Origin of the sequence: Methyloprofundus sedimenti (genome assembly GCF_002072955.1) — a bacterium.
Taxonomy (GTDB): domain Bacteria; phylum Pseudomonadota; class Gammaproteobacteria; order Methylococcales; family Methylomonadaceae; genus Methyloprofundus; species Methyloprofundus sedimenti.
Genome location: NZ_LPUF01000001.1, coordinates 1777123 through 1799941 on the forward strand (window position 1 = coordinate 1777123; position 22819 = coordinate 1799941).

Here is a 22819-nt window from a genome sequence, read left to right on the forward strand (position 1 = left end):
GTATTCACGGAATGCACAGATTATTTAGCCGCTATTATATAGTCGCGAGCCATTGTAAAGGCGTGTTCAAAATGTAAGAAAACGGGCTTATCGACTTCAGTCATTTTCTTTAAAAGTCTGCTTTGAACCTGGTATTTTACATTGCCGATTGCTAATGCACCTATACCCACTGCACCGCTGTTAGAACCGGTAATTGTTTTACCGTTATCAAAAGCATCTAATCCTGCAACACCAGATGGTGGGACAGCATTTACGTCTGCGGCAACTTTTAACTGCACTGCTGAGGCAAGGAGTTCAGCGCTTAATAATTCAACACCTGCTGCGCCCGTAGCAAAAATCACATCTGCAGTTTTAATATAGCCTGCTTTATCGGCGTCAGAAGCTGCGGTAATGTTAATTTTACCCGCACCAAATTCCTGGTTACATATATCTGCTATGTGTTGTGTTTTTTCTAGTTCACGACCTATAATTCTTACATTTGCTCCAGCTTGAGCCGCTAAGACGGCAACGACTTGACCAACAGGTCCGGTTCCACCTATGGCCAATACATTCTTACCTGTCAGGTTGGTAGCAAAATTTGTTTTTAATTTATCTTCGACTACTGCAACCATGGCCGCTGCGGTTGTAAATGCACCGCTTGGATCTGCAAAGACTGATACTTCAAAGGGTGAAAACATGGATTTTTTTGCGCTTTTAAGCATGCCCATTGCTTGTTGTGTATCACGGCCTCCAATAAAAATTCCGGTGTTTTTTAGGCCTTTAGGGCTACGAGAAAAAATTGTATCTTGAACTAAACCACATACTTCATTCGGTTCTACATTTGTATAAGGTATGGCTGCCAGCCAGCCAGCATCAACTGCCATATTGACATCAAATGGACTTAGGTTTTTAGCGGTGGTGAACATATGTAAGATAAAGGGTTTATTCATGACACTCTCTTAAAATCGTGTTTCAATATCAAAATTCAACATATAAGTATAAAATAAAAACGAGCTAATCACATTGAAATTTTTAAATTCAAATAAAAGTGTGTATTATTTTCGTTAATTTTAAATTTAAAGGATATATCTGAATGCATAATGTAACCTTAATCAAAGGGGATGGCATAGGTCCATCTATTATGGATGTGGCAGTAAAAATAATTGATGCTAGCGGTGTCAAAATTAATTGGGAAGAAGCAGATGCTGGAATGGCTGCTTATGATAAATATGGAACGGCTATTCCTGATCAGACTTTAATCTCTATTGACAAAAACAGAGTAGCCTTTAAAGGCCCGTTAACCACGCCTGTGGGTAAGGGTTTTAGAAGTATTAATGTCGCTTTACGTCAAAAATATGATTTATACGCTAATATTCGTCCGGCAAGATCATGGAAAGGGGCGCAAAGTAAGTTTGAAGATATTGATATTATTGTTATTAGAGAAAATACCGAAGGTCTTTATATGGGGCTGGAACATTACTTAACCAAAGAGAAAGATGTTGCCGAAAGCCTTGCTGTTATAACACGTAAAGGCTCAGAGCGTATTGTTGATTATGCGTTTAAATATGCGCGTGACAATGGCCGTAAAAAAGTGACCTTATGTCATAAGGCGAATATTCTTAAATATACTTCGGGTTTGTTTTTAGATGTAGGTCGTGAAGTTGCAGCGCGTTATCCTGAAATTGAATTTGATGAAAAAATTATCGATGCTACCTGTATGCATTTAGTCATGGATCCGCACCAATTTGATGTCATAGTGACCACGAATATGTTTGGCGATATATTATCGGATTTAACGGCAGGTCTGGTCGGTGGCTTAGGCCTGATTCCAGGTGCTAATATAGGTGAAGATACAGCATTGTTTGAAGCAGTGCACGGTAGTGCGCCGGATATAGCGGGGAAAAATCTAGCCAATCCAGCAGCTGTTATCATGGCTGGTGTGATGATGCTGCAGTATCTGGGCGAAAGAGACGCAGCTAACCGCATTCAGGCTGCACTGGAAAAAGTAGTTAACGCTGGTGACAATGTAACTCCTGACTTAAACCCCAGTTCTAGAGCCGGTACCATAGAAATGGGTGAGGCGATAATTGCAGAGTTATAATGCACAAAATTAAAACTATATGGTAGCAAACAGAATGGGTTGCATAAGAATATGCAGCCCATTTTTTATTGAAGTATTTTTGAGATTAACTGAATGAATATTCTTTTTTTGATGTACCCGTGGGAGAGAGTTGACCCGGAAACTGATTCCACAATTCGTATGATTCATGAATGTGTCTCACGTGGACATACTGTTGCATTAGCGACAGTACATAATCTGACGATGCGCGAATCCACAGCGATGGCTTTTTGTAATGTTTTTATTAGAGAGAGCGTGGTTCCCTCAAAAATTACTACATTCTATAAAAATACTCGTTTTCGTAAGGTTAAACTGCCATTAGGCGGCTTTGATGCGATTATTATGCGCTCTAATCCGCCACTTAATGTCACGGCATTGAACTTTTTAGATTCTGTACGTGACGATGTGTTTATTATGAATGATATCGATGGTTTAAGGATTGCAAATAATAAATTGTATACCTCTTCATTTGATGATCCTGAAAATAAGTATATTCCGAAAACTTATGTGTCTAAAACACCTGACTATCTTGAGTCAGTATTGCGTGATTCAGCAACCGATAAGATGATCATGAAACCCCTTGATGGTTACGGAGGACATGGTGTTATTATGGTTGAGAAAAAGGCACAGGCAAGTTTTCGTTCACTTCTGGACTTTTATATTAATACCACTAAAGAAGGGAATTACGTTATTCTTCAAGAGTATGTCGAAGGTGCAGAACTGGGTGATGTGCGTATTCTAATGCTCAATGGCCAGGTGCTTGGTGCCATGAAACGCATTCCTGCTGTGGGTGATGTGCGTTCTAATGTCCATGCAGGAGGCAGTGTAGTTAAGCATGTGTTAACAAAAACAGAAAAAGATCTTTGTGATCTGATTGGTCCTAAGTTGGTGCGGGATGGCTTGTACTTTGTTGGTATTGATGTGATCGGTGGGAAATTAATTGAAGTCAATGTCTTAAGTCCCGGCGGAATTATGCGTATTAATAAGCTGAATCGCGTTAAATTACAGACTAAAGTTATTGATTTTGTCGAGCTTGTGGTGAAGACTAAAAACAGTAGACAGTATGTTCAAGCCCGTAAAACTGAATTTTCAACGGCGATTGATAATGTATAAACTAACGGAAGCGGCTTGTCTTAAAGCCATAAAAAAAGGCGAATTGTTTCATGCGCAGGTTGATGATGCGTTTGAAATCAAGATTGAAGATTATGGCTTCTTTGTATGTACTGCAATTCATAATGGTCATAATCTAAGAGATGATCTAGCCGAAAAGTGCAGGCTTGTTTCAGATGAGAGACTGTATGAAGAAGATCCTTATACCGGCGACATGATTGCTTCTATGCCGATTACTTTAATTGGCCTGGATTCCCGTTATGAATATGATCTGAATCGTCCACCTGAAACGTGTGTTTATGATGAAGCCTGGGGTAAACAGATCTGGACTAAGCCACTTACTAAACAGCAACACCAAACGAGCTTGGATAAGCATGCGCTGTTTTATCGCTTGTTAGGTGCGATTATCAAGAAAGTGGAAGCTTTGCATGGTAATTGCCTGGTCTATGATCTGCATTCTTATAACTATGTAAGAATGCAGACAGAACAAACGCCGCCGACCTTTAATATTGGTACAGAACAACTGGATAGTGAACGTTGGGAGCGTGTAATTACGCATTGGAATAAAACTTTAGCAGTGATCGATTTGCCGAATATCCAGACGCGTTCGGCAATAAATGAGGTTTTTTTCGGTAGGGGCTATTTAGCAACTTTCGTTAAGCAAAAATTTAAAAAGACACTGGTTTTACCGACTGAAGTGAAAAAAGTGTTTATGGATGAGTTATCAGGCGAAGTTTATCCATTGGTGCTTGATAGTTTAAAAGAAGCATTAAAAGAGATAATTTTGTCTAATGCTTTGTATTTTTCCAAGCAGCATAAACCCAAAGTACGCAGTAATAAAACCAAATTACTGTCATCCCAAATTGATCCAGCGGTTTTGAAACTGGATAAAAAACTGTACCAACTCGCAACAGGAATTGAAACCTTAAGTTATATTAATCCTAAGAATTTGGTGAGTGAAAAGAAGCAGTTTTTTGCTAAAAATTATAATTACACACCTGCGTTTACTTATCGACAGTTGGAAATTGATCCTTTTGAGTTTAGGGAAAAACTATACCGTTTACCTCAAGATGATATTGCTGATATTTCTATTCAGCAGATGTATCGGGATGTGATTGACTCATATGCGACCAAAATTGATTTATTAACCACCATTGGTACAGATAAATTTATGTATAACTCTTTACGCTACTACGGTGAGCCGAGCGAAGAAGATATACAGATGGCAAATTTCCTGTTATTTGCCAAGCCTTATGAAGAAACCCTAGAGCGTAATATAGATGCTAAAGCGGCAAAGCAGCATTTTTTAGAGGCGTTGAAAGTATACAATATTCAGTGTAAAGTTGAGATAACCGATAAGATTATCGCTTCGGCGATGGTAGATAACGCTAAAAAAATTATTTTCATCAACAAGTCGACGAAAATGAACCATGTAGAGATCGATGCTTTGATTCATCATGAGTTAGGTGTACACATGGTCACGACGTTTAACTCCGATTTGCAGCAGCTTAAAATCTTTAAGGTGGGTTTGCCAGGTAACACTCATACACAGGAAGGTTTGGCTATTTTATCCGAGTATATGACCGGCAATATGAATTTGCCTCGCCTGAAAACTCTCGCTCTACGCGTAATCGCAGTAAATATGATGGTAAAAAAGCATGATTTCAGTCATACCTTTAATACTTTAGTCAATGAATATGGCAGTAATGTGGATGATGCGTTTCGTTTAACGGCTCGTGTTTATCGTGGCGGTGGATTTACCAAAGATTTCTTGTATTTAAGGGGAGTTAAAGATGCGCTTAAAGCTTATGAGCAGGGTTCATTAGAGGGGCTTTATGTGGGTAAAACAGGTTTTGCTTATCTAAAAATAATCAATGAAATGATGGCGCGCGGTATGGTGGACAAGCCAACTTATTTACCCATGTATTTGCAGAAAAATATGCATATTAAAGCGAACCCCATATTAGATTATGTAATGCATTCTGCTGAATAAAAATCGTCAATTCTTCCAATGTGTGAGAGACCTGCTAAAACTGTACAACGTCGCCTGGCTTATGTTGCCCGTAATGCACAACAGGACAAAGAGCGATTAAGTCGGGTAATATCTGATAAAGTACTTGCATTAAACGAGTATCAACAGGCAAAGACTGTCTTATGGTATTTACATTGCCGCTCTGAAGTACATACCTATAATACAGTCCTAACCGAGTTGTTAAACCGGGATAAACAAATTGTTATTCCCTATTGTACAAAAGATACGCAGGGAAATAATCAACTAGGCTTATGGCATTTAGAAGATATATCCGAGTTGAGTGCAGGCACCTGGGGCATATTAGAACCGCCAAAGGAGCGCTGGGGAGAACCCGGAAAAGAAATCGCAATTGAGCAAATAGATGTAGCTATTGTGCCGGGTGTCGCATTTGATGCGCAGGGCGGCCGACTAGGCAATGGGGCAGGGTATTATGATCGTTTGTTTGCATGTCTGGCAGCAAAAAGTAAATTAATTGGTATTTGTTTTGATAGTCAGATTTTCGAGCAAATCCTAATGCAGGAATATGATGTTTATATGCATACTGTGATTACTGAAACTCACATTTATAAGTGTGGAGACCGGTAAATATCAGGCTCGAATTAGCTCTGAATATTCTTCCAGCACATTTTCATTGTCTGTGTTCCCCGATTGGTATGAGGAAAGATGTCACCCATTGATCTTTATCGTACCCGTTTCATCCGTCTGACTATTATTTTCCAGATGTGGTATTTCAGTATGATTACCCTAACCACATTGGGTTAGAGTGATATTGTCCCCGCAACCATATTAGCAAGAGCTTTTGTTGTACTGGAAGCTCATTATGGGGCAATTTTTTATTGCGGTATTGATTGCCAATCTGATAGGCAGGCGTATAGCTCAAGAAAATCCAAACTAAGCTGAAGTTTCCCAATGATTGAAATACTAACTATATGCTAAGTGTTATGCGATTATTCATTGGCGTTGGGTGTAATGGGACATAAAACTGAGATATGATATAGAACATTTGCAGGTCGACCTGGACAAACATTACTCCAACACAAAAGATAGTTCACTTGTTATCGGGGCGCCAAATAACTTAAGCCCCTGGATTTGCTGTGTAAGATGTCATCTGAAAAATCAAGTATGCCTGTGCCGGGCATGCAATAATTTAATTCATATTAGGAATAAAACCCATGCATGAACAAAAAGTTAAAGACCTATCGGCTGAAGAATCGGTATTAACACCAACCTATGCTTCCAGAGAAATGACAGGAAGCATTCCTAAGCATACTATCCCGGAACAAAGTACTGCACCGGAAACAGTTTACAACCTGATTCATGATGAATTGATCATGGACGGTAATTCACGGCAAAATCTGGCGACTTTCGTAACTACCTGGATGGAACCAGAAGCGATGAAACTGATGTCGGAATGCTTCGACAAAAATATGATTGACAAGGATGAATATCCGCAAACGGCTGAAATCGAAAGCCGCTGTATCAATATGTTAGCTAATTTGTGGAATTCGCCGGATTATGAAACGGCAACCGGCACCTCTACAATAGGTTCCAGCGAAGCAGCAATGCTGGGCGGCATGGCGATGAAATGGAATTGGCGGGAGAAAATGAAAAAAGCGGGCAAATCCACTGACAAGCCTAATATAGTCATGGGTGCCAATACGCAAATCTGCTGGCATAAATTCTGTAAATACTGGGATATTGAAGCACGCGAAGTTAAAGCTGAAGGTAATCGCTTTACCCTTAATGCTGAAGAAGCCTTAAAACTGGTCGATGAAAATACTATCGGTGTCGTTGTCATTATGGGTAGCACTATGGATGGCAAGTATGAACCGGTCAAAGAGGTGGCTGAAGCGCTGGATCGTTATCAGCAACAAACCGGGATTGATATTCCGATCCATGTGGATGGTGCGAGCGGGGGATTTATTGCCCCGTTTATTCAGCCTGATCTGGAATGGGACTTTCGTGTGCCACGTGTCGTTTCGATCAATGCGTCCGGACACAAATACGGTCTTGTTTATCCGGGTGTCGGCTGGGCATTATGGCGCGATAAAAAGCACTTGCCTGAAGATTTAGTCTTTCATGTTACTTATCTGGGCGGTGATATGATTGATTTTTCAATCAATTTTTCACGGCCAGGCAATCAGGTAGTTGCTCAATATTATAACTTCCTGCGATTAGGTATGGATGGATATCAGCGTATCCAACAGGCTTGTCAGGATGTCGCACTGTATTTGTCCGGCGAAATTGCCAAGCTGGGTCCATTTGAATTGATTACTAATGGCAGTGATATTCCGGTATTTTGCTGGAAATTAAAAGATGATTTTGCGGATTCCTCCAATTTTACGCTGTTTGATATGGCTGATAAATTACGTGAGCGAGGCTGGTTAGTGCCTGCGTATCCGATGCCACCAAACCGTCAGGATCTTGTCGTGCAACGGGTCGTTGTGAAAGAAGGTTTTAGCCATGATATGGCTGATATGCTGCTGCAAGATATGCGTCGTGCTTTGGCTTGGTTTGAATCTCAACCTGGATTTATCGCTAAAAAAGAAGGTAGTCATTTCCATCATTAAGAGCTTATGACAGATTCTCTTGTAAATCTTAGTTTTTCCGGCCTGGGTTATGTAACAAAAGCCGTTCATTTACTGGAAGGGGGAAGACAAAAAATCGTTACTTCGCGACGCCATCGCAAAGGACGTGGTGCATTACTTGTTACGCCTGAGGGTGTCCATGCGGTATCTCCTGGGTTTAAATATCCCTGGTTGCATATCTGGGCGCCGGCACGCTTAACATGGTGGGTTGCCGTGCTATTTATTATCGGGTCGGCCTTATTTAGTGTGGGAGGCTATGCGATTACCTTCCCGCAAGATATTCCTACATCACTGACAACGGGATTGACTGTAGACTGGGTATTTTTTATCGGTTCACTTTTTTTTACCTCAGCTGCCTTTTGTCAGTTGCTGGAGTCGGTAAATGCTGGGGATAGTGAGGGCTTATATGCAGAGCAAAAGCTTCCGGATAGTTTTCAGTGGGTGGCCTGGCATCCACAACGCATTGGTTATATGGCGAGTCTAGTGCAATTGATTGGTACGGTGATGTTTAATTTTAATACCGGCAATGCCCTTATTAACGATTTGAATTGGATACAGCAGGATATTTTGATCTGGACGCCGAATATGATAGGTTGTATCTGTTTTTTGATTGCGAGTCGTTTGGCTTTTATGGAAATCTGTCATGGTTATTGGGGGTGGCAGCCAGGAAATATTGAATGGTGGATTACCGTGCTAAATTTATTAGGTTCGGTGGGATTTATGATTTCTGCCTTATATAGCTTGGCAGTACCTGCTGGTGATACTTCGTCTACTTTTAGCTGGTTGTCCGCATTTTTTACTTTTCAGGGAGGCGTGTGTTTTTTTATTGGCAGTTATTTATTGCTTCCAGAAATGTTTTCTGAATAGGGTCTTATTTATTAGGGTGTCTGCAGGGCGCGCTTTTAGCACGTCAGGATTTACCGGGTACGCTAAAGGCGTGCCGAAGCTTCGCCCTGCAAACTCAGCGAAACTTTGTTTTAAAATTGGCATATGCTCTCTTTTGGTTGTTAGTTCCTGCGTTTTTGCTGACTATGAGATAGTAAAAGGAAAATATGGCAAACTGGCAGCCATTTTAAATATCAATACAGCGGCATTTGCAGAAGCAAATCCTTGGTTTGGGAAAGCTCAGGACAATATCGGGGATACAGCAAATTTCTGGTGGGAATTTTCTACTGAAGCTGGGCTTAAAGCTTCAGTTAATTTTTTTGGAGATACTGAATTATATGGTGCATATAGTTTTATCTATGCCCAGACTGTAGGGCATGATGCATCAGGGTTAAGTTTTGGATATGATAATCCTGGGTTTGGATATACCGAAAAAGCCTATGCCGGCTGGCGTTCAGGTACGCTTTTCCCTACTCTGGGTAAGAATGCTATCGATATTTCTGGTGGTCGACAGAACTATCAAATTGGTAGCGGTTTCTTAATCTATACTGGTGCAACTAATGGCGGCATAGAAGGTGCCTATTGGATCGGTCCGCGTACAGCATTCAAAGAAACGGTGATAGGCCGTATTAATTCAGGCCCGACTAAAATTGAGGTATTTCATCTTGTATTTGACGCAGCTAAGGAATTTAACGAAGCCGGTAGTACCAATGGCGTTAACCTGGAATTTACGCTGACTAGCAAAAATACTTTCGGCTTTACTTATTTACATATCTATAATACCGATAATAAAATTATTGACGGGCTTGATGTCTTCGATGGCAGAGTCGATATTACACCGCTACCGTTTTGGCCCCAGTTCACATTAAATGCTGAGTATGCCTTTGAACAAAAGGGTAGTGAATTTCAGTCTAATGGTGGATTTGCCAAAATCAGTTACGAATTTAAAAATACGCGCTGGACACCTACTGTGAGTTTTCGTTTTGCAGGCTTACAGGGCGATAATCCAGATACTGTCCGGGATGAAGGGTTTACGCCTTTAACCTACGGCATGAGTGAGTGGGGAACCTGGTTTCAAGGGGAAATTATTGGTGAATATGTGCTGGCAAATAGTAATTTATTCAGTTATTTAGTTAGCTTAAGTGCTAAACCGACTAAAACACTGGGCATGCATTTATTTTATTATCATTTCAATATTGATCAGTCAGAGTCTTTAGCTGACAATGTAACAGCACATAATTTTGCCGATGAAGTGGATTTGATAGCTGACTGGCAAGTACTTGATAGTTTATCGCTCAGTGCTGTACTAGCTATGGCAATACCGGGAGAGGCTGCAAGACAATATACAGGTGGTGGACAGACCTGGTTTCATTCTATGCTGTATGCGTCATGGAGTTTATAGGTAAAACTAAGCAAAGATTATGGCTGTGGACTGTGGCTTTCGTCCACTAAAGTGGCTAAAGCTACTGTTCGTTCAGTTTATAATATCTGAAATATCATTATAATTAAGGAAGAAAACTTGAGTATCTTTTAAAGTCTTGACCAACAAAGTCTGAAAAAATTTAACTGCTGATTCTATCAACCTTACGTTGTTTGATATGGCTGATAAATTACGTGAGCGCGGTCGGTTAGGAACATGCACGAAATAATATGAGCAACTTGTAGGATGGGCAAAGGTCTTTTGCGTGCCCATCTTTATATAGTAGCTTGATGGGCACGCTATTGCTTTGCCCATCCTACAGATTTTCATGTAATGGAAATATAAGTTTTTCCGGCACGGCTTATGGGAGGGCAGCTAGCTCTAATATTGAATGATGGATTAGCGTATTGAATTTACCGGGTTCGGTGAGATTTATAATGTCTACCTTGTACAATGTAGCATTGCCATCAGGAAAAAATTCTACCTATGGCATTGCACCCCAGGCTTTATAAATATTGCACTTCCAAAATATTCATATTAAACCCCGTGTAGCCCGGATTAGCTTTTTGTCCATCGCTAGAGAATTTAACCTGACCTGACCTTGATGCTCATTAAAATTGAGTAAGCGAAACTTTATCCATTAGAGGCTATTTTAGTCTTTGTCAGAAACCAATTTAGCTTGCCCCATTAAACGCTGCATAATCGTAGAACTGTCGACTTTCTCACCGGTTAAAGCCATGGTCAACAGTTCACTTCCGAGCACTTGTGGTGCAATCACAAAAGAAGGATGCACCTTCCGAATTCGGTTCATATTTTTTACATCGTTGACCGCTGCAACGGTTTTTACAGGCTTATCAAGCTCTTTAGCTGCCAGAATAACAAAGGCATTTTCAGAATCATCATTCAATAAAGCTAGAATTGCTTTTGCTTCCTCGCCCCCAGCTATTTTAAGTGTGTTGATATCACTACCGTCTCCAACGACTACATCAATATCAGAAAATTTAGGGTCTTTCGATTCCTCAGATGAAAGCATGATAACGGTAACTTTCTCTCCGCGATCAGTCAGCTCACGATAGGTGTTACTAGCGAGCGCGGAAAAGCCGACGATAATGTAATGATTATTACGTTCCATAATTATATTTCTTTTGCCCGTTACTTTCTCTAAGTGATTTAAAAATGCCGGAATCAAGGTGGCTCCTAAGGAAACAGAGACGACTGTAATTCCCAGAGTAATAACCGAAATCAAAAAAACACGCGCTTCCATTGTAATCGGTGTTATATCACCATAACCAACGGATGTTATGGTCACCACGATAAAGTATAACGCGGTGGTTAAATCCGTGATCGGCGGGACAAATTGATCACCAAGATAATAAGCCCCCAAAACAGCATAGCCATTTAAAACTATTACTGATGCCAAGGCGAACAGAGTACCGAGTCTAACATTGTGCCGGTCAAAACGATGATAGGCTGGTAACAGCAGCATTAAAATAATACCATCAAAGATAATCCGCCACCAGTGTATTGACTTTGCTAAGATAGTTAACTGCAATGCCAAACCAAAAAAGATCACTAGAACACACGTTGCCCATGCAAGCCGTGAACGCAGGAATAAACCTAGCGACATAATCAGTAATAAAGCGCCAATAGCAGATTGAGAGATTCCCAGAATATTTGGATCAACTAAATCCCCAAGTTCATTTGCAAACTGCGTTCCTACAACATCCCATCCCAGCGTAGCTTTCATCACTGGAGCCAAATACATCAAGCCGGCCAAAGCTGAGGCGAGAGCAAGTGGAACCTGAGGAAACCAGCTAAAGGAAACTAGCCATTTTTTTTCCAGCAGAAATAGTGATTGGAGTTTACTTAGCTTGAGCATAAAAAATTTGTCATATTACGCAATAACACGGTTTATAAAATAGATTTAAGGCTGCGCGCTTAAGACTGGAGACCTTGATAGAACTAGTTTGCTTAGCAACTAGTTATAATAACAAATTACAACTATACAACGATAACAAACCGGCATTACACTTAATATTATCCGAACTCAAGGATCGCTACTTGCTTAAATCCGGCTATTATTGCATTTATGCTTTCAATAACGTCAGCGCATAGCAATAATGATGATGACCATCATTAAGAAGTCATCGTGCTTCTTGCAGCTGTTATTTTGGTTCTGAAGAAACAAAAATAGTAATTATTAATTGAGCAGATTTACACTCAGCATAGTTAAAACAGGACAATTTTTTATAATAATTCGGAGTAAATAAACAAGTTGTTTACTCCGAATTATTAATACTTTGACAGCTGCTAAAGCACGCCCTGGCATTTAGCAGACAAATTTATGCTTTAAGATATGCATAAATTAACATGAGCAAGCTGTTTTTTGAGGGAACGTTAACAGGCCGTCTCAACTGTGTAGACAGGCTGTCTGAGATCCCAGGGTGAAAAAATTATTGTAATGCATATTTCTTAGTAATAACCGTAGCCTCTCCATCCCCCCCAGGCATTCCAGTTCATCGCTGCATCCTGGTTCATCTCGGCGGTGCGTTGCTGGATGGTTAATTTTTCATATTCTCCAAAATTTTCTTCCTTGCCCATGTACAGGCATTTGCAGAATTCGGCATCGGCATAAGCATAATAAACAGTACCATTTTTGATATGGGTGATTATCGTTCTCTGTTGCATTGATTTAATGTGCGCTAGCTTTGCGGGTGTATCTGCATATTTAACTATAAATCCAGCCGCTGCCAGCTTGTTTTCAGCACTTGTTGCATCACTTTTTTCAATCATTGTGCAACCGCTTAGAGCGATTCCAACGATCAGAGTCATTCCAGTTGTTTTTACCAAAAAATTTTTCATATTTTAATCTCCTTATTAACGGTTTAGGATATAGAGTTGTAATTAACCCTAGAAAAATATAGCCTAACTTATTCAATATAGCAATAACTTTGAGGCAGTTTAAGTTTGTTTAACAATGATTACAGGCCATTGGCTATAATATTCTGATATTGGAATAATATAGCAGGACGCGTCATAAAGACTGATTTACAATAATATCCTAAGTGAAAAGGAATACACAATATGAGTGTCAGCGATAATGCTTGAATATACAAATTATATACAAATCTTTATCGGTTTATTAGCCGTGCTGGATCCCTTGGCGGCAGTACCTATCGTCGTCGCACTGGCCCCAGAAATTAAACAACAGGAACTCAAGAGATTAGTACATACCGTCATTTTTTCAGTGTTTACTATCCTGATATTTGGGCTTTTCCCGACTTCGCGGGGTAGTCACTATATGTAGTATATTGCTATTTGATTATTTAGGTGCAGGCTGGGTATGATAGCCATCTTTTTAGACGGCAAACTTTAAATAAATGAACCCGATATTGTTACAAATTCCTTTGGATTTACCCGATGTGCAAATAGAGGCATTTGATACTGAGTCTAAAAAAGGAATTATTATTAAAGTCCAAAGTACATGCAAAGGCACAACTTGTCGGCAATGCCATCAGCCTATCGATAAGTTTTATGGCTATGGCAAAGAAATTACGTTACGCCATTTACCGATCTTTGAACAGTCCGTCTGGATTAAGATCAAACCGAAGCGTTACCAATGCCCTTATTGTGATCAAGGCCCGACAACCACTCAGCGCTGTAGTTGGTATGATCAAAAAAGCCCACATACTAAAGCCTATGAACAGTGGATATTGCGCGACCTAATCAATAGCACAATAACCGACATCAGTATCAAACGTGGCATTAATGAAGCGGCTGTTGAAGGCATTATTAATCGTTATATTCGTCAAGAAGTGGATTGGGAGACAATAAAAAGCCTGCCATTACTTGGACTTGATGAGATTGCGTTAAAAAAAGGACATAAAGATTTTGTTGTTATCATTTCAGGGATCAATGAAGGCGGAGAAAAATGCATTTTGGCCGTATTGCCAAATCGCAAAAAGGAAACAGTAAAAATATTTCTACAAAGCATTCCCGTGGAAATTAAAAGAACAATACAACGTGCCTGCGTTGATATGTATGACGGCTACAGTAATGCAGTGTATGAGGAACTTCATGGCGTTGAGGTTGTGGTTGATCGATTCCATGTGACCAAAAGCTATCGAGCCTGTGCAGACAACGCAAGAATAAAAGAGATGAAAACACTGAAAAAGACGCTTTCTAGTGAGGATTATGCCCAACTGAAAGGCGTGATGTGGTTATTCCGAAAATCACTCTGGGACTTGAATGAAGAGCAACAAATTAAATTAATACAGCTCTTTAATTATGCGCCAGAGCTTAAGCAAATTTATATTTATCGGGAAGCATTGACGGGTATTTTTAACCGACCTTTAAGTAAAAGTCAGGCAGAAGCTGAGCTAAATTCATGGGTCGAGCAGGTTAGAAATCTGAAGTTGGACTGTTTCAACTCATTTATAGTGACCTTACAAAACTGGCAGCATGAAATCACTAATTATTTTCTTCGCCGTGAAACCAGTGGTTTTGTAGAGGGACTGAATAACAAAATTAAGGTGATCAAAAGACGTTGCTATGGCATTTATGATATAGGGCGTTTATTTCAGCATATTTGGCTTGATGTCGAAGGCCGACGTTTATTCGGATATGCTTAACACTATATGTTGTGGTCACCCCGCGAAATCGGGAAGAGCCGATATTTGCTTTGTTTATGGGCCAATACATGCTGACTTACTTTAGTATAAGCATTAATTCATTTCGGGTTTCTGGTGGCATTTTACTGATGATGATGGCTATTGATATGCTACACGGAAAAGTCAGTGAAACACTACAAACCGAACAGGAAATGCAAGAAGGTGAGACTAAAGAATCTATCGCAATCGTACCTTTATCAATACCGTTATTAGCTGGTCCGGGAGCCATTAGTTACATCATATTGTATGCTTTTAGAGGAGCTGGTTTGCATCATTATCTGATGATGGTGCTGATAATTGTTCTGGTAGTGATGATTTTATGGGGGGTGTTAGCGTGTATACCCTGGCTTAACAGGCATATCAGCCGTACAGGCATCAATGTATTTACCCGTTTAATGGGCTTGATTATTGCTGCTCTGGCGATTGAATTTATTGCTAATGGTTTAAAGGGTTTATTCCCGGTGTTGGCGGCCGGGATATAGATATACTTCGTACGGTCGCGGATACGGTTGTATAACGAGTTGATTTTAGTCGAGAGCAAGGCGCTGAAACAGGTGCATAGTAACAAGCTACGCAACTGTTTCAGCACAACGCAGCTATCGGCTAAAATCGGCCGCTAGAAAACCGTAAATGTGACCGCACGAAGTATAATCTAAGAAAATAAGCGGTCGGACATTCCATTTATAAAGGGCAAAAAGCACTTCAAATTTGGGGCGCGGGTTTTAATCCGCTTTCCCGAGTTTACGTATCACCCACTTTTCAAGTTCTACCAGCGGTAATACCGAAAAGGCAATCAGGGTAATCAACAACCAATGACCCAAATTTATTGGCACTGTACCAAATAAACGCTGCATTACCTGCAGATAAGTAAAAGCAAACTGAAAGATTAACAGCAACACGATAGCTAACAAAGCATAGCGATTGCCAAATATACCTTCAAAATTAAAAATACCCCCCTCAATATTTCGTGAGTTGAATAAATAAAAAATCTCAAACATCACCAAAGTATTTACTGCCACGGTGCGTGCGTGTTCTATAGTTTCCCCATGAAGCCGCTCCCATAAAAACAAGCCAAAAGTACCTGTTACGATTATCAAAGAAACAAACACAATACGCCAGATTAGCCGCCCCGTTAATAATGGCTCTTTAGCATTACGTGGCGGCCGTAGCATAACATTAGCTTCTGGCGGCTCAAAAGCCAGCGTCAAGGCAAGTGTTACTGCAGTAATCATATTCACCCAAAGAATCTGCACTGGCGTTATCGGTAACATTCTACCCATCATAATAGCCGCCATAATCACTAACGCCTCGCCACCATTAGTGGGCAGAATAAATAAAATCGCTTTTTTCAGATTATCGTAAACAGTGCGCCCTTCCATTACTGCATGAGCCAAGGAAGCAAAATTATCATCGGCTAAGACCATTTCCGCTGCTTCCTTAGCAGCTTCTGTTCCTTTTTGCCCCATTGCCGTTCCGACATCAGCTCGCTTTAAGGCCGGTGCATCATTGACGCCATCACCTGTCATTGCGACAATATCGCCATTCGCCTGCATTGCTTTAACCAGGCGTAATTTATGCTCTGGACTGGAGCGGGCAAAAATATTAATTTTACTGACAGCTTGCTGTAATTCTTTATCCGATAAGGTTTCAATTTCATGCCCTGATAACACATCCTCACCTTGGGTACACAGCCCCAATTGCGTACCAATAGCGGCTGCCGTATCGGCATGATCACCGGTAATCATTTTGACTGCGATACCTGCCGCCTGGCATTGCTGCACGGCCAGAATTGCCTCGCCTCGAGGTGGATCGATCATGCCGACGATGCCCAATAAAGTCAATCCGGTTTCCAGGTCAGCAAAGGTTAAGTTACGCTGTTGATTTGCGTCCGCTTTCATCGCGATAGCTAATAGTCGCTGGCCTTTTTGTGCCATCAACTGCATTTGCTCTAACCAATAATGACGATTCAGTAAGCTATCTTCGCTACCGTTACGCTGTTTAGTACACATTTCAAGTAACCTTTCCGGTGCACCTTTAATATAAGTAAATCCATGTCCGCTATGGTCGTGATGTAAGGTCGCCATAAAACGATGTTCCGATTCAAAGGGAATGACATCTGTGCGCGGCCACTTTTCCTGTTCCAGATGAATCTCCAGGCCCGCTTTCAGCACCATTGCTAATAAAGCGCCTTCGGTAGGATCGCCATGTAACAACCAGTTGCCGTGCTTTTCGTGCAGAGATGCATCGTTACATAGCAACGCAGCACGCGCTAATTCACCCAGAACCGGATACTCATCGGGAGTAATATCCTGTTGTTCAAGCTGAAAATTTCCGTGCGGGTTATAACCGATACCATCAACGCTATACAGACTATCAGCAGTCAACACTGAAGTTACTGTCATTTCGTTACAGGTCAGCGTACCGGTTTTATCAGAACAAATCACTGTTACCGAACCTAAAGTCTCCACTGCTGGCAAACGTCGGATAATGGCATGACGCTTGGCCATACGCTGTACGCCAATCGCCAAGGTAATCGACATTATGGCTGGCAAACCTTCAGGGATTGCTGCTATAGCCAGGCCCACGGCGGCCATAAACATTTCAGTAAAATCGTAGCCGCGGTAATAGTGACCAAAGAAAAATGTTGCTGTTGCCAATATCAATATAGAACTTGTCAGCCAGAGACCAAACTGAGCGACTTGTTTAAGCAGCGGCGTGACTAGTGTTTCTACCTTAGATACCAACGCGCTAATCAGGCCGATTTCAGTATCAATGCCGGTTGCAATAACCAGACCTGTTGCCTGGCCACTGCTGACTAAAGTGCCTGAATACGCCATCGATAAGCGATCACCCAGCTCTGAGTTTTGTGCGACTGGGTCGATCTGCTTTTCCACGGGCAATGATTCACCGGTTAATACCGCTTCCTGCACACGAAAATTTTTACATTTGAATAAACGTAAATCAGCCGGTACTTTATCACCGGATTGTAGGGCTACAATATCTCCAGGCACCAACTGTTCGGCAGCAACAGCAATCTGCTTGCCATCACGCAATACCGAAGTCTGTGGCGACAGCATATTGCGAATCGCTTGCAATGCGTCTTCCGCTTTCCCTTCCTGAATAAAACCAATCAGCGCATTAATAATCACCACGCCAAAAATCACCCCACTATCGACCAGATGACCCAGCACCAAGGTTACTATCGCAGTAAACAGCAATACATAAATAAACAGGTTATGAAACTGACTGAGAAAACGCAAAAAAGCGCTGCGGGGTTTTATTTCCGGTAATTGGTTAAGTCCGTATTGCCGTTGACGCTCATTAACCTCTATCTGCTTAAGACCATGAATAGACGCCTGCAATTTATCCAACACCTGTTCAACACTTAAGCTGTGCCAGGCAGTTTTATCTGCTGATATCTGCGTTTCTGGTTGTGACCCTTGCTGCCTTTGTAAAATATGCCAGGTGATCCATGCAGAAGTAATGCCGAGAAATATCGCTATCAATATAACAAGCCATGGCCAAACGAAGGGTAGAGAAAGCCATTGATAAAACGTGACCGAAAGATTATTTATGTCAGTAAGCCATTGCCCTATCATAAATCAATATCCTGAATTAAAAAAACAAAGAGAAATCAGCTTTCTGGACAGCAAACCTGAATATTTCAATAAAAATCTTTCGATTCATAATTGATTACCTGCACTTTACGGACATACCGATTCTATAATACAGTCGCAATTTAGTACAAGGTTGTTGAAAATAAGAAATTGATCTTTGCACAGGAAGAGGGCAATCGTTAAATATTCGTCACTGATGTTTGTTTATTACTCATTTCCATGATTTGTGCAGCAGCGCCTTTACCTGCATCTTCATAAGGGATTAAAACCAGATCTGCACCGGCCTGTTCTAATTTATCTGCAATTGCATGATTATGTGCCGTAACTGCAATTTTTCCTTGAAAATCCTGGTTGTTCAAACCTTGCAATAAAGATAAACTCACATGAGGGTCATCTGCCGTGCTAATCACCCACTTTACATGAGCTAAAGATAATGTACTGATAAATTCGGGGTCTTCAGCATCGCCATAATAAACCGGATTCCCTGAGCGGTGTCCCTTATGCACTAGATCAGGATTAAAATCTATACAATGCAGCCGATAATGATTGGCGCTTAGAATATCAGCAATACCTGTACCAAACCGTCCTAGTCCAATCAAAATAACATTTGCCCGGTTATCGAATGCATCGATATCTTCCTGCAGTTCTCTGTAGGCAATTTTGCGCTCAAAAATCCCCATCCAGGGTGCTAATTTTTCATATAACTGGTGCGAATAAATAATCATATAAGTGGAGATACTGATCGTGACTACCCCGACCAGAGTAATGACGCTCAGTATTTGCGGGGTAATATGTCCTAACTTAACACCTAATGCGCCAAGAATTAATGAGAACTCACTGATTTGTGCCACAGCTAGTCCTGCCAGAAACCCTGTGCGTTTTCGATAACCTAAATAACCCATGATCACCATCACGATTAAGGGATTACCCAGCAAAACAAACACTGAAAAAATGAGCGCCGGTGTTAATTGTTGCCCGATTATCGATAAATCCATCTGTGCGCCCAGATCGATAAAGAAAAACAATAACAGAAAATCACGCAAGCCCACCATTCTGGCAGCTATCAGATTTTTATAGGGTGAAGAAGCGATCGAAACTCCTGCCAGAAAAGCACCGACCTCTTTGCTAAAACCTAACATAACACCAATGGTTGCCAGCGATACTGCCCAGGCTATCGCAAACAGCAATAACAACTCTTGCGATTTTACCAGCACGCGTAAGACATGGGGTAATACATAGCGCATTAACAGCATAATCGCTAATATCAGCCCAGTGCCATTCACCAGGACTTTTAAGGCTTCATTTTGCAATGACTCGAAATCGCCGCCTTGACCAAAAGCCGTCAGGCCGATCATCACCAGCACCACAACAATATCTTGAACAATCAAAAATCCAAGAGCTATACGCCCATGCAAAGCATTGACTTCGCGTTTATCCGATAAGAGCTTTACAATGATAATGGTGCTGGAAAAGGTTAAAGCCACGGCGACATAAACGGCACCAACTGGGCTTATACCTAAGGCAAGCGCAATCAAATAACCAAATACCGAGGTAAAAAACACCTGCCCTAAGCCAGTTGCCAGTGCTACTGGTCCCATGGTGCGGATAATATGCATATCCAGTTTTAGACCCACAACAAAAAGCAATAAAGCAATTCCCAGTTTCGCTAATAGGTCAACCTGATCATTAGCACTGACTAACTCTAAACCCGATGGACCAACAAAGATACCTAACGCAATGAAGGAGACAATCAATGGTTGTTTTAAGCGCAAACCAATCGCACCGAAAAGCGCGGCTAAAAATAATAAAGCCGCTATTTCGGTAAAAATATCACTAAAAACAAATTTCATATGCCAATCCTATGCCTTAATATTAATATTTTATTTTTGGTCCGTGAGTGAACAAAAAAAGCGCCATAATGCCTAATGGGTGGAGTTAGCCAAGCGTCTAGAAAAAACAAAAGTCACAAAAATAGGAAGTCGCTTTTTTATCAACCTTAAAAATTTTTAAAATACTCTTCAGAAAATGACAGTCATTCCTGCATGTTCATATCAGGAAGCTATAGTGTATGCTTGTAATCCTGAACTAAAATACAGGGAATGTCGATGTTAAAATAAATCCGTATTGATGTTTTTATCAAAATGATAAAAGGACAAAAATAACCTGACAAATGACAATAAAATCTAGTTAATGATTAACACATCATCATAAAAACTGACTTCGCCCGTAGTGATATTATGATTGCCGCCAATAATTCCGCATTCACCGTTTTCAATCATTTCCTTTAAAATTGGACTGCGTTCCATAATGGCATGTACCGTTCGTTTAACATTAATGGTAGATACTTTTTCGACAAATTCTTCGTTGCCTGAATTTCGATTCTCAGTGACCGTTTTTTCATCATAAACAGCGGGCTGTAGCTTACTCAACAAAGCTGTCAGGTTACCCATTTCTACGTGGTCACAAGCGCCTTTTACAGCACCGCATTTTGTATGTCCTAACACCACGATTATTTTAGAGCCGGCAACTTTACAGGCAAACTCCATACTACCTAAAATGTCTTCATTAATAATATTGCCCGCAATGCGCACACTAAATATATCGCCTAAACCCTGATCAAAAATCAGCTCTGCGGAGGTACGGGAATCTATACAACTTAAAATCACTGCAAATGGGTGCTGTCCATCGGAGGTTTCGTTGGCCTGTTGCAATAAGTTGCGATTTATTTTTAGGTTGTTGATAAAGCGCTTATTGCCATCTTTTAATAATTCCAAGGCCATTGTCGGCGTGATGGCGGCTTGCATTTCCTGCGTTAATGTTTTCATATTTATTTCCTAAGGGTCTTATGCCGTAACTGGCTCAATAAAGTCGATTTTTTCAACCGTAATATTTTTGGTCTTAGCATTGCTTTCATAGTTTTTTATGATTTCCAGTACATCAAAATCAATAGACTTATTATTTGAAAAATCAATAATAACTTTTGAATTACCCGGTATTTTATTTAATGCCTGTAATATGCTTGCCTTATTAAAAAACGAAACCTCTTCTGCCAAAACAAAGTGGTGCACCTTTTGTCCCTGTTCTGAGCTAATAATATCTTTCATATAATAGGAATTGTGATAACTATGGTATAGGGTATTAAAAATGCCAAAAAACATACCGATAGAAATACCCATTAATAAGTCAGTGGCCAGAATGCCAATTACCGTTGATATAAATGGCAAAAATTGCTGCCAACCTAATTGGTACATTTGTTTAAAAAGGGCTGGTTTAGCTAACTTATAACCGACAATAAGCAAAATAGCCGCCAGACTTGCGAGCGGAATCATATTCAATAAATCAGCGATAGTCATCGCGCTGATTAATAAAAAAATCCCATGAAGTATGGCAGATAGCTTAGTTTTACCACCAAAGGCAATATTGGCAGAACTGCGCACAATTACCTGAGTAACAGGTAAACCACCCAATAATCCGGAAACAATATTTCCCAGGCCTTGAGCTTTTAGTTCCCTGTTAGTGGGTGTGACTCTCTTATCAGGGTCGAGTTTATCGGTAGCTTCTACACACAATAATGTTTCCAGGCTAGCAATAATCGCCATAACAAATGCAACTTCCCATACTTTTAGCTGGTTGATGGCAGAAAAATCTGGCAAGGTAAACTGGTTTAGAAAACCGCTAAAACTATCAGGAACAGGAAGTTTAACCACCTGATCTGCACCCAGACTAAAATTTATCACGCCGCTTTGAAACAGCATATTCATCATAATGCCTAGCAGAACAACTACAATCGGTCCCTGTATCAATTGAAACAGCTTATGTTTTTTGATTAACACAGTATCCCAAAAAATAAGAATGATCAGTGACAGCACTGAAATCAAAACGGCTCCATCAGTGAACACCTCAAATGCGTTGGTAATAGACGAAAAAGTATTTTCGCCATCCAGCTGAAAAAATTCTAAGTCCCCTTCGGTATCTTTGTCATAGCCCAATGCATGGGGAATTTGTTTTAAAATAATTAACAGCCCGATCCCCGTCAACATGCCTTTAATTACAGAATAAGGAAAGAAATAGGCAATAAAACCGGCTTTTGCAAACCCCAGAATCAATTGTATGACGCCAGCCAGGACAACAGCCAATAAAAAAGCAGACCAGGATCCCAAAGATCCGATAGCGGTCAAAACAATCACAGCAAGCCCTGCGGCGGGGCCACTCACTCCCAGTGTCGATCCACTTGCTATACCGACTACGATACCGCCGACGATACCCGCGATAATGCCTGAAAATAAAGGGGCTCCAGATGCCAAGGCAATACCAAGACACAGAGGAAGTGCCACAAAAAACACAACAATACTGGCAGGCAAATCGTTTTTAATTTCTTTAAACATTTGTACTTCTCCAA

At 40.7% G+C, this 22819-nt stretch carries 17 protein-coding genes; 10 read left to right on the forward strand and 7 right to left on the reverse strand.

Annotated features, from left to right (window positions below):
* Positions 1–20: 20 nt before the first annotated feature.
* Positions 21–929, reverse strand: coding sequence for an NAD(P)-dependent methylenetetrahydromethanopterin dehydrogenase (locus tag AU255_RS07915; RefSeq protein WP_080522368.1), 909 nt, complete (start codon positions 927–929; stop codon positions 21–23).
* 143 nt (positions 930–1072) lie between these two features.
* On the opposite strand from AU255_RS07915, the gene AU255_RS07920 reads away from it, so the two are divergent.
* The 7 genes from AU255_RS07920 (at position 1073) to AU255_RS07950 (ending at position 10115) form a co-directional block, all read left to right on the forward strand.
* On the forward strand, positions 1073–2080 hold the full coding sequence (locus AU255_RS07920; protein WP_080522369.1) for an isocitrate/isopropylmalate dehydrogenase family protein: 1008 nt from the start codon (positions 1073–1075) through the stop codon (positions 2078–2080).
* A 93-nt stretch (positions 2081–2173) separates the two neighbouring features.
* A complete protein-coding gene (locus AU255_RS07925) occupies positions 2174–3211 on the forward strand; it encodes a glutathione synthetase (RefSeq protein WP_080522370.1) in 1038 nt (345 codons plus the stop codon).
* Entirely contained in the window at positions 3204–5201 is a 1998-nt protein-coding gene (locus tag AU255_RS07930; protein ID WP_080522371.1) for a flavohemoglobin expression-modulating QEGLA motif protein, read from the forward strand. Before AU255_RS07925 ends, AU255_RS07930 begins: the two co-directional genes overlap by 8 nt.
* An 18-nt stretch (positions 5202–5219) precedes the next feature.
* Entirely contained in the window at positions 5220–5825 is a 606-nt protein-coding gene (locus AU255_RS07935; RefSeq protein ID WP_080522372.1) for a 5-formyltetrahydrofolate cyclo-ligase, read from the forward strand.
* Positions 5826–6412: 587 nt separating this feature from the next.
* Complete coding sequence (locus tag AU255_RS07940) at positions 6413–7810, forward strand: glutamate decarboxylase (RefSeq protein ID WP_080522373.1); 1398 nt, start codon at positions 6413–6415, stop codon at positions 7808–7810.
* A 6-nt stretch (positions 7811–7816) separates the two neighbouring features.
* Positions 7817–8695 carry a hypothetical protein gene (locus AU255_RS07945; protein WP_080522374.1) on the forward strand — a complete coding sequence of 293 codons (879 nt, stop codon included), beginning with the start codon at positions 7817–7819 and terminating at the stop codon, positions 8693–8695.
* Positions 8696–8828: 133 nt separating this feature from the next.
* Entirely contained in the window at positions 8829–10115 is a 1287-nt protein-coding gene (locus AU255_RS07950; RefSeq protein ID WP_143735890.1) for an alginate export family protein, read from the forward strand.
* A 670-nt stretch (positions 10116–10785) separates the two neighbouring features.
* Here AU255_RS07950 and AU255_RS07955 read toward each other — a convergent pair.
* On the reverse strand, positions 10786–12012 hold the full coding sequence (locus AU255_RS07955; protein WP_080522376.1) for an NAD-binding protein: 1227 nt from the start codon (positions 12010–12012) through the stop codon (positions 10786–10788).
* A 593-nt stretch (positions 12013–12605) separates the two neighbouring features.
* Positions 12606–12995 carry a hypothetical protein gene (locus tag AU255_RS07960; RefSeq protein WP_198942568.1) on the reverse strand — a complete coding sequence of 130 codons (390 nt, stop codon included), beginning with the start codon at positions 12993–12995 and terminating at the stop codon, positions 12606–12608.
* A 238-nt stretch (positions 12996–13233) separates the two neighbouring features.
* Between AU255_RS07960 and AU255_RS07965 the strand changes: the two genes are divergently transcribed.
* The 3 genes from AU255_RS07965 (at position 13234) to AU255_RS07975 (ending at position 15285) form a co-directional block, all read left to right on the forward strand.
* Positions 13234–13440 (forward strand): MarC family protein, encoded by a 207-nt coding sequence (locus AU255_RS07965; protein WP_080522377.1) that lies wholly within the window; start codon positions 13234–13236, stop codon positions 13438–13440.
* Between the two features lie 73 nt (positions 13441–13513).
* Positions 13514–14764, forward strand: coding sequence for an ISL3 family transposase (locus tag AU255_RS07970; protein ID WP_080522378.1), 1251 nt, complete (start codon positions 13514–13516; stop codon positions 14762–14764).
* 11 nt (positions 14765–14775) lie between these two features.
* Positions 14776–15285, forward strand: coding sequence for a MarC family protein (locus AU255_RS07975; RefSeq protein WP_233144583.1), 510 nt, complete (start codon positions 14776–14778; stop codon positions 15283–15285).
* 240 nt (positions 15286–15525) lie between these two features.
* On the opposite strand, the gene AU255_RS07980 is transcribed toward AU255_RS07975, so the two are convergent.
* The 4 genes from AU255_RS07980 to AU255_RS07995 all read right to left on the reverse strand — a co-directional run bounded on the left by AU255_RS07980 (position 15526) and on the right by AU255_RS07995 (position 22805).
* On the reverse strand, positions 15526–18402 hold the full coding sequence (locus AU255_RS07980; protein ID WP_080522380.1) for a cation-transporting P-type ATPase: 2877 nt from the start codon (positions 18400–18402) through the stop codon (positions 15526–15528).
* 197 nt (positions 18403–18599) lie between these two features.
* On the reverse strand, positions 18600–20270 hold the full coding sequence (locus tag AU255_RS07985; protein WP_080522381.1) for a cation:proton antiporter: 1671 nt from the start codon (positions 20268–20270) through the stop codon (positions 18600–18602).
* A 333-nt stretch (positions 20271–20603) separates the two neighbouring features.
* Positions 20604–21245, reverse strand: coding sequence for a carbonic anhydrase family protein (locus tag AU255_RS20725; protein WP_080522382.1), 642 nt, complete (start codon positions 21243–21245; stop codon positions 20604–20606).
* An 18-nt stretch (positions 21246–21263) separates the two neighbouring features.
* On the reverse strand, positions 21264–22805 hold the full coding sequence (locus AU255_RS07995; protein ID WP_080522383.1) for a SulP family inorganic anion transporter: 1542 nt from the start codon (positions 22803–22805) through the stop codon (positions 21264–21266).
* Positions 22806–22819 lie beyond the last annotated feature (14 nt).

Bases quoted from the DNA above. Each gene is read 5' to 3' on its own strand.
- AU255_RS20725 (WP_080522382.1), bottom strand. From the start codon at position 21,245: ATGAAAACATTAACGCAGGAAATGCAAGCCGCCATCACGCCGACAATG.
- AU255_RS07980 (WP_080522380.1), bottom strand. From the start codon at position 18,402: ATGATAGGGCAATGGCTTACTGACATAAATAATCTTTCGGTCACGTTT.
- AU255_RS07995 (WP_080522383.1), bottom strand. From the start codon at position 22,805: ATGTTTAAAGAAATTAAAAACGATTTGCCTGCCAGTATTGTTGTGTTT.
- AU255_RS07930 (WP_080522371.1), top strand. From the start codon at position 3,204: ATGTATAAACTAACGGAAGCGGCTTGTCTTAAAGCCATAAAAAAAGGC.
- AU255_RS07915 (WP_080522368.1), bottom strand. From the start codon at position 929: ATGAATAAACCCTTTATCTTACATATGTTCACCACCGCTAAAAACCTA.
- AU255_RS07935 (WP_080522372.1), top strand. From the start codon at position 5,220: ATGTGTGAGAGACCTGCTAAAACTGTACAACGTCGCCTGGCTTATGTT.
- AU255_RS07970 (WP_080522378.1), top strand. From the start codon at position 13,514: ATGAACCCGATATTGTTACAAATTCCTTTGGATTTACCCGATGTGCAA.
- AU255_RS07940 (WP_080522373.1), top strand. From the start codon at position 6,413: ATGCATGAACAAAAAGTTAAAGACCTATCGGCTGAAGAATCGGTATTA.
- AU255_RS07960 (WP_198942568.1), bottom strand. From the start codon at position 12,995: ATGAAAAATTTTTTGGTAAAAACAACTGGAATGACTCTGATCGTTGGA.
- AU255_RS07920 (WP_080522369.1), top strand. From the start codon at position 1,073: ATGCATAATGTAACCTTAATCAAAGGGGATGGCATAGGTCCATCTATT.
- AU255_RS07925 (WP_080522370.1), top strand. From the start codon at position 2,174: ATGAATATTCTTTTTTTGATGTACCCGTGGGAGAGAGTTGACCCGGAA.
- AU255_RS07945 (WP_080522374.1), top strand. From the start codon at position 7,817: ATGACAGATTCTCTTGTAAATCTTAGTTTTTCCGGCCTGGGTTATGTA.
- AU255_RS07985 (WP_080522381.1), bottom strand. From the start codon at position 20,270: ATGAAATTTGTTTTTAGTGATATTTTTACCGAAATAGCGGCTTTATTA.
- AU255_RS07965 (WP_080522377.1), top strand. From the start codon at position 13,234: ATGCTTGAATATACAAATTATATACAAATCTTTATCGGTTTATTAGCC.
- AU255_RS07955 (WP_080522376.1), bottom strand. From the start codon at position 12,012: ATGCTCAAGCTAAGTAAACTCCAATCACTATTTCTGCTGGAAAAAAAA.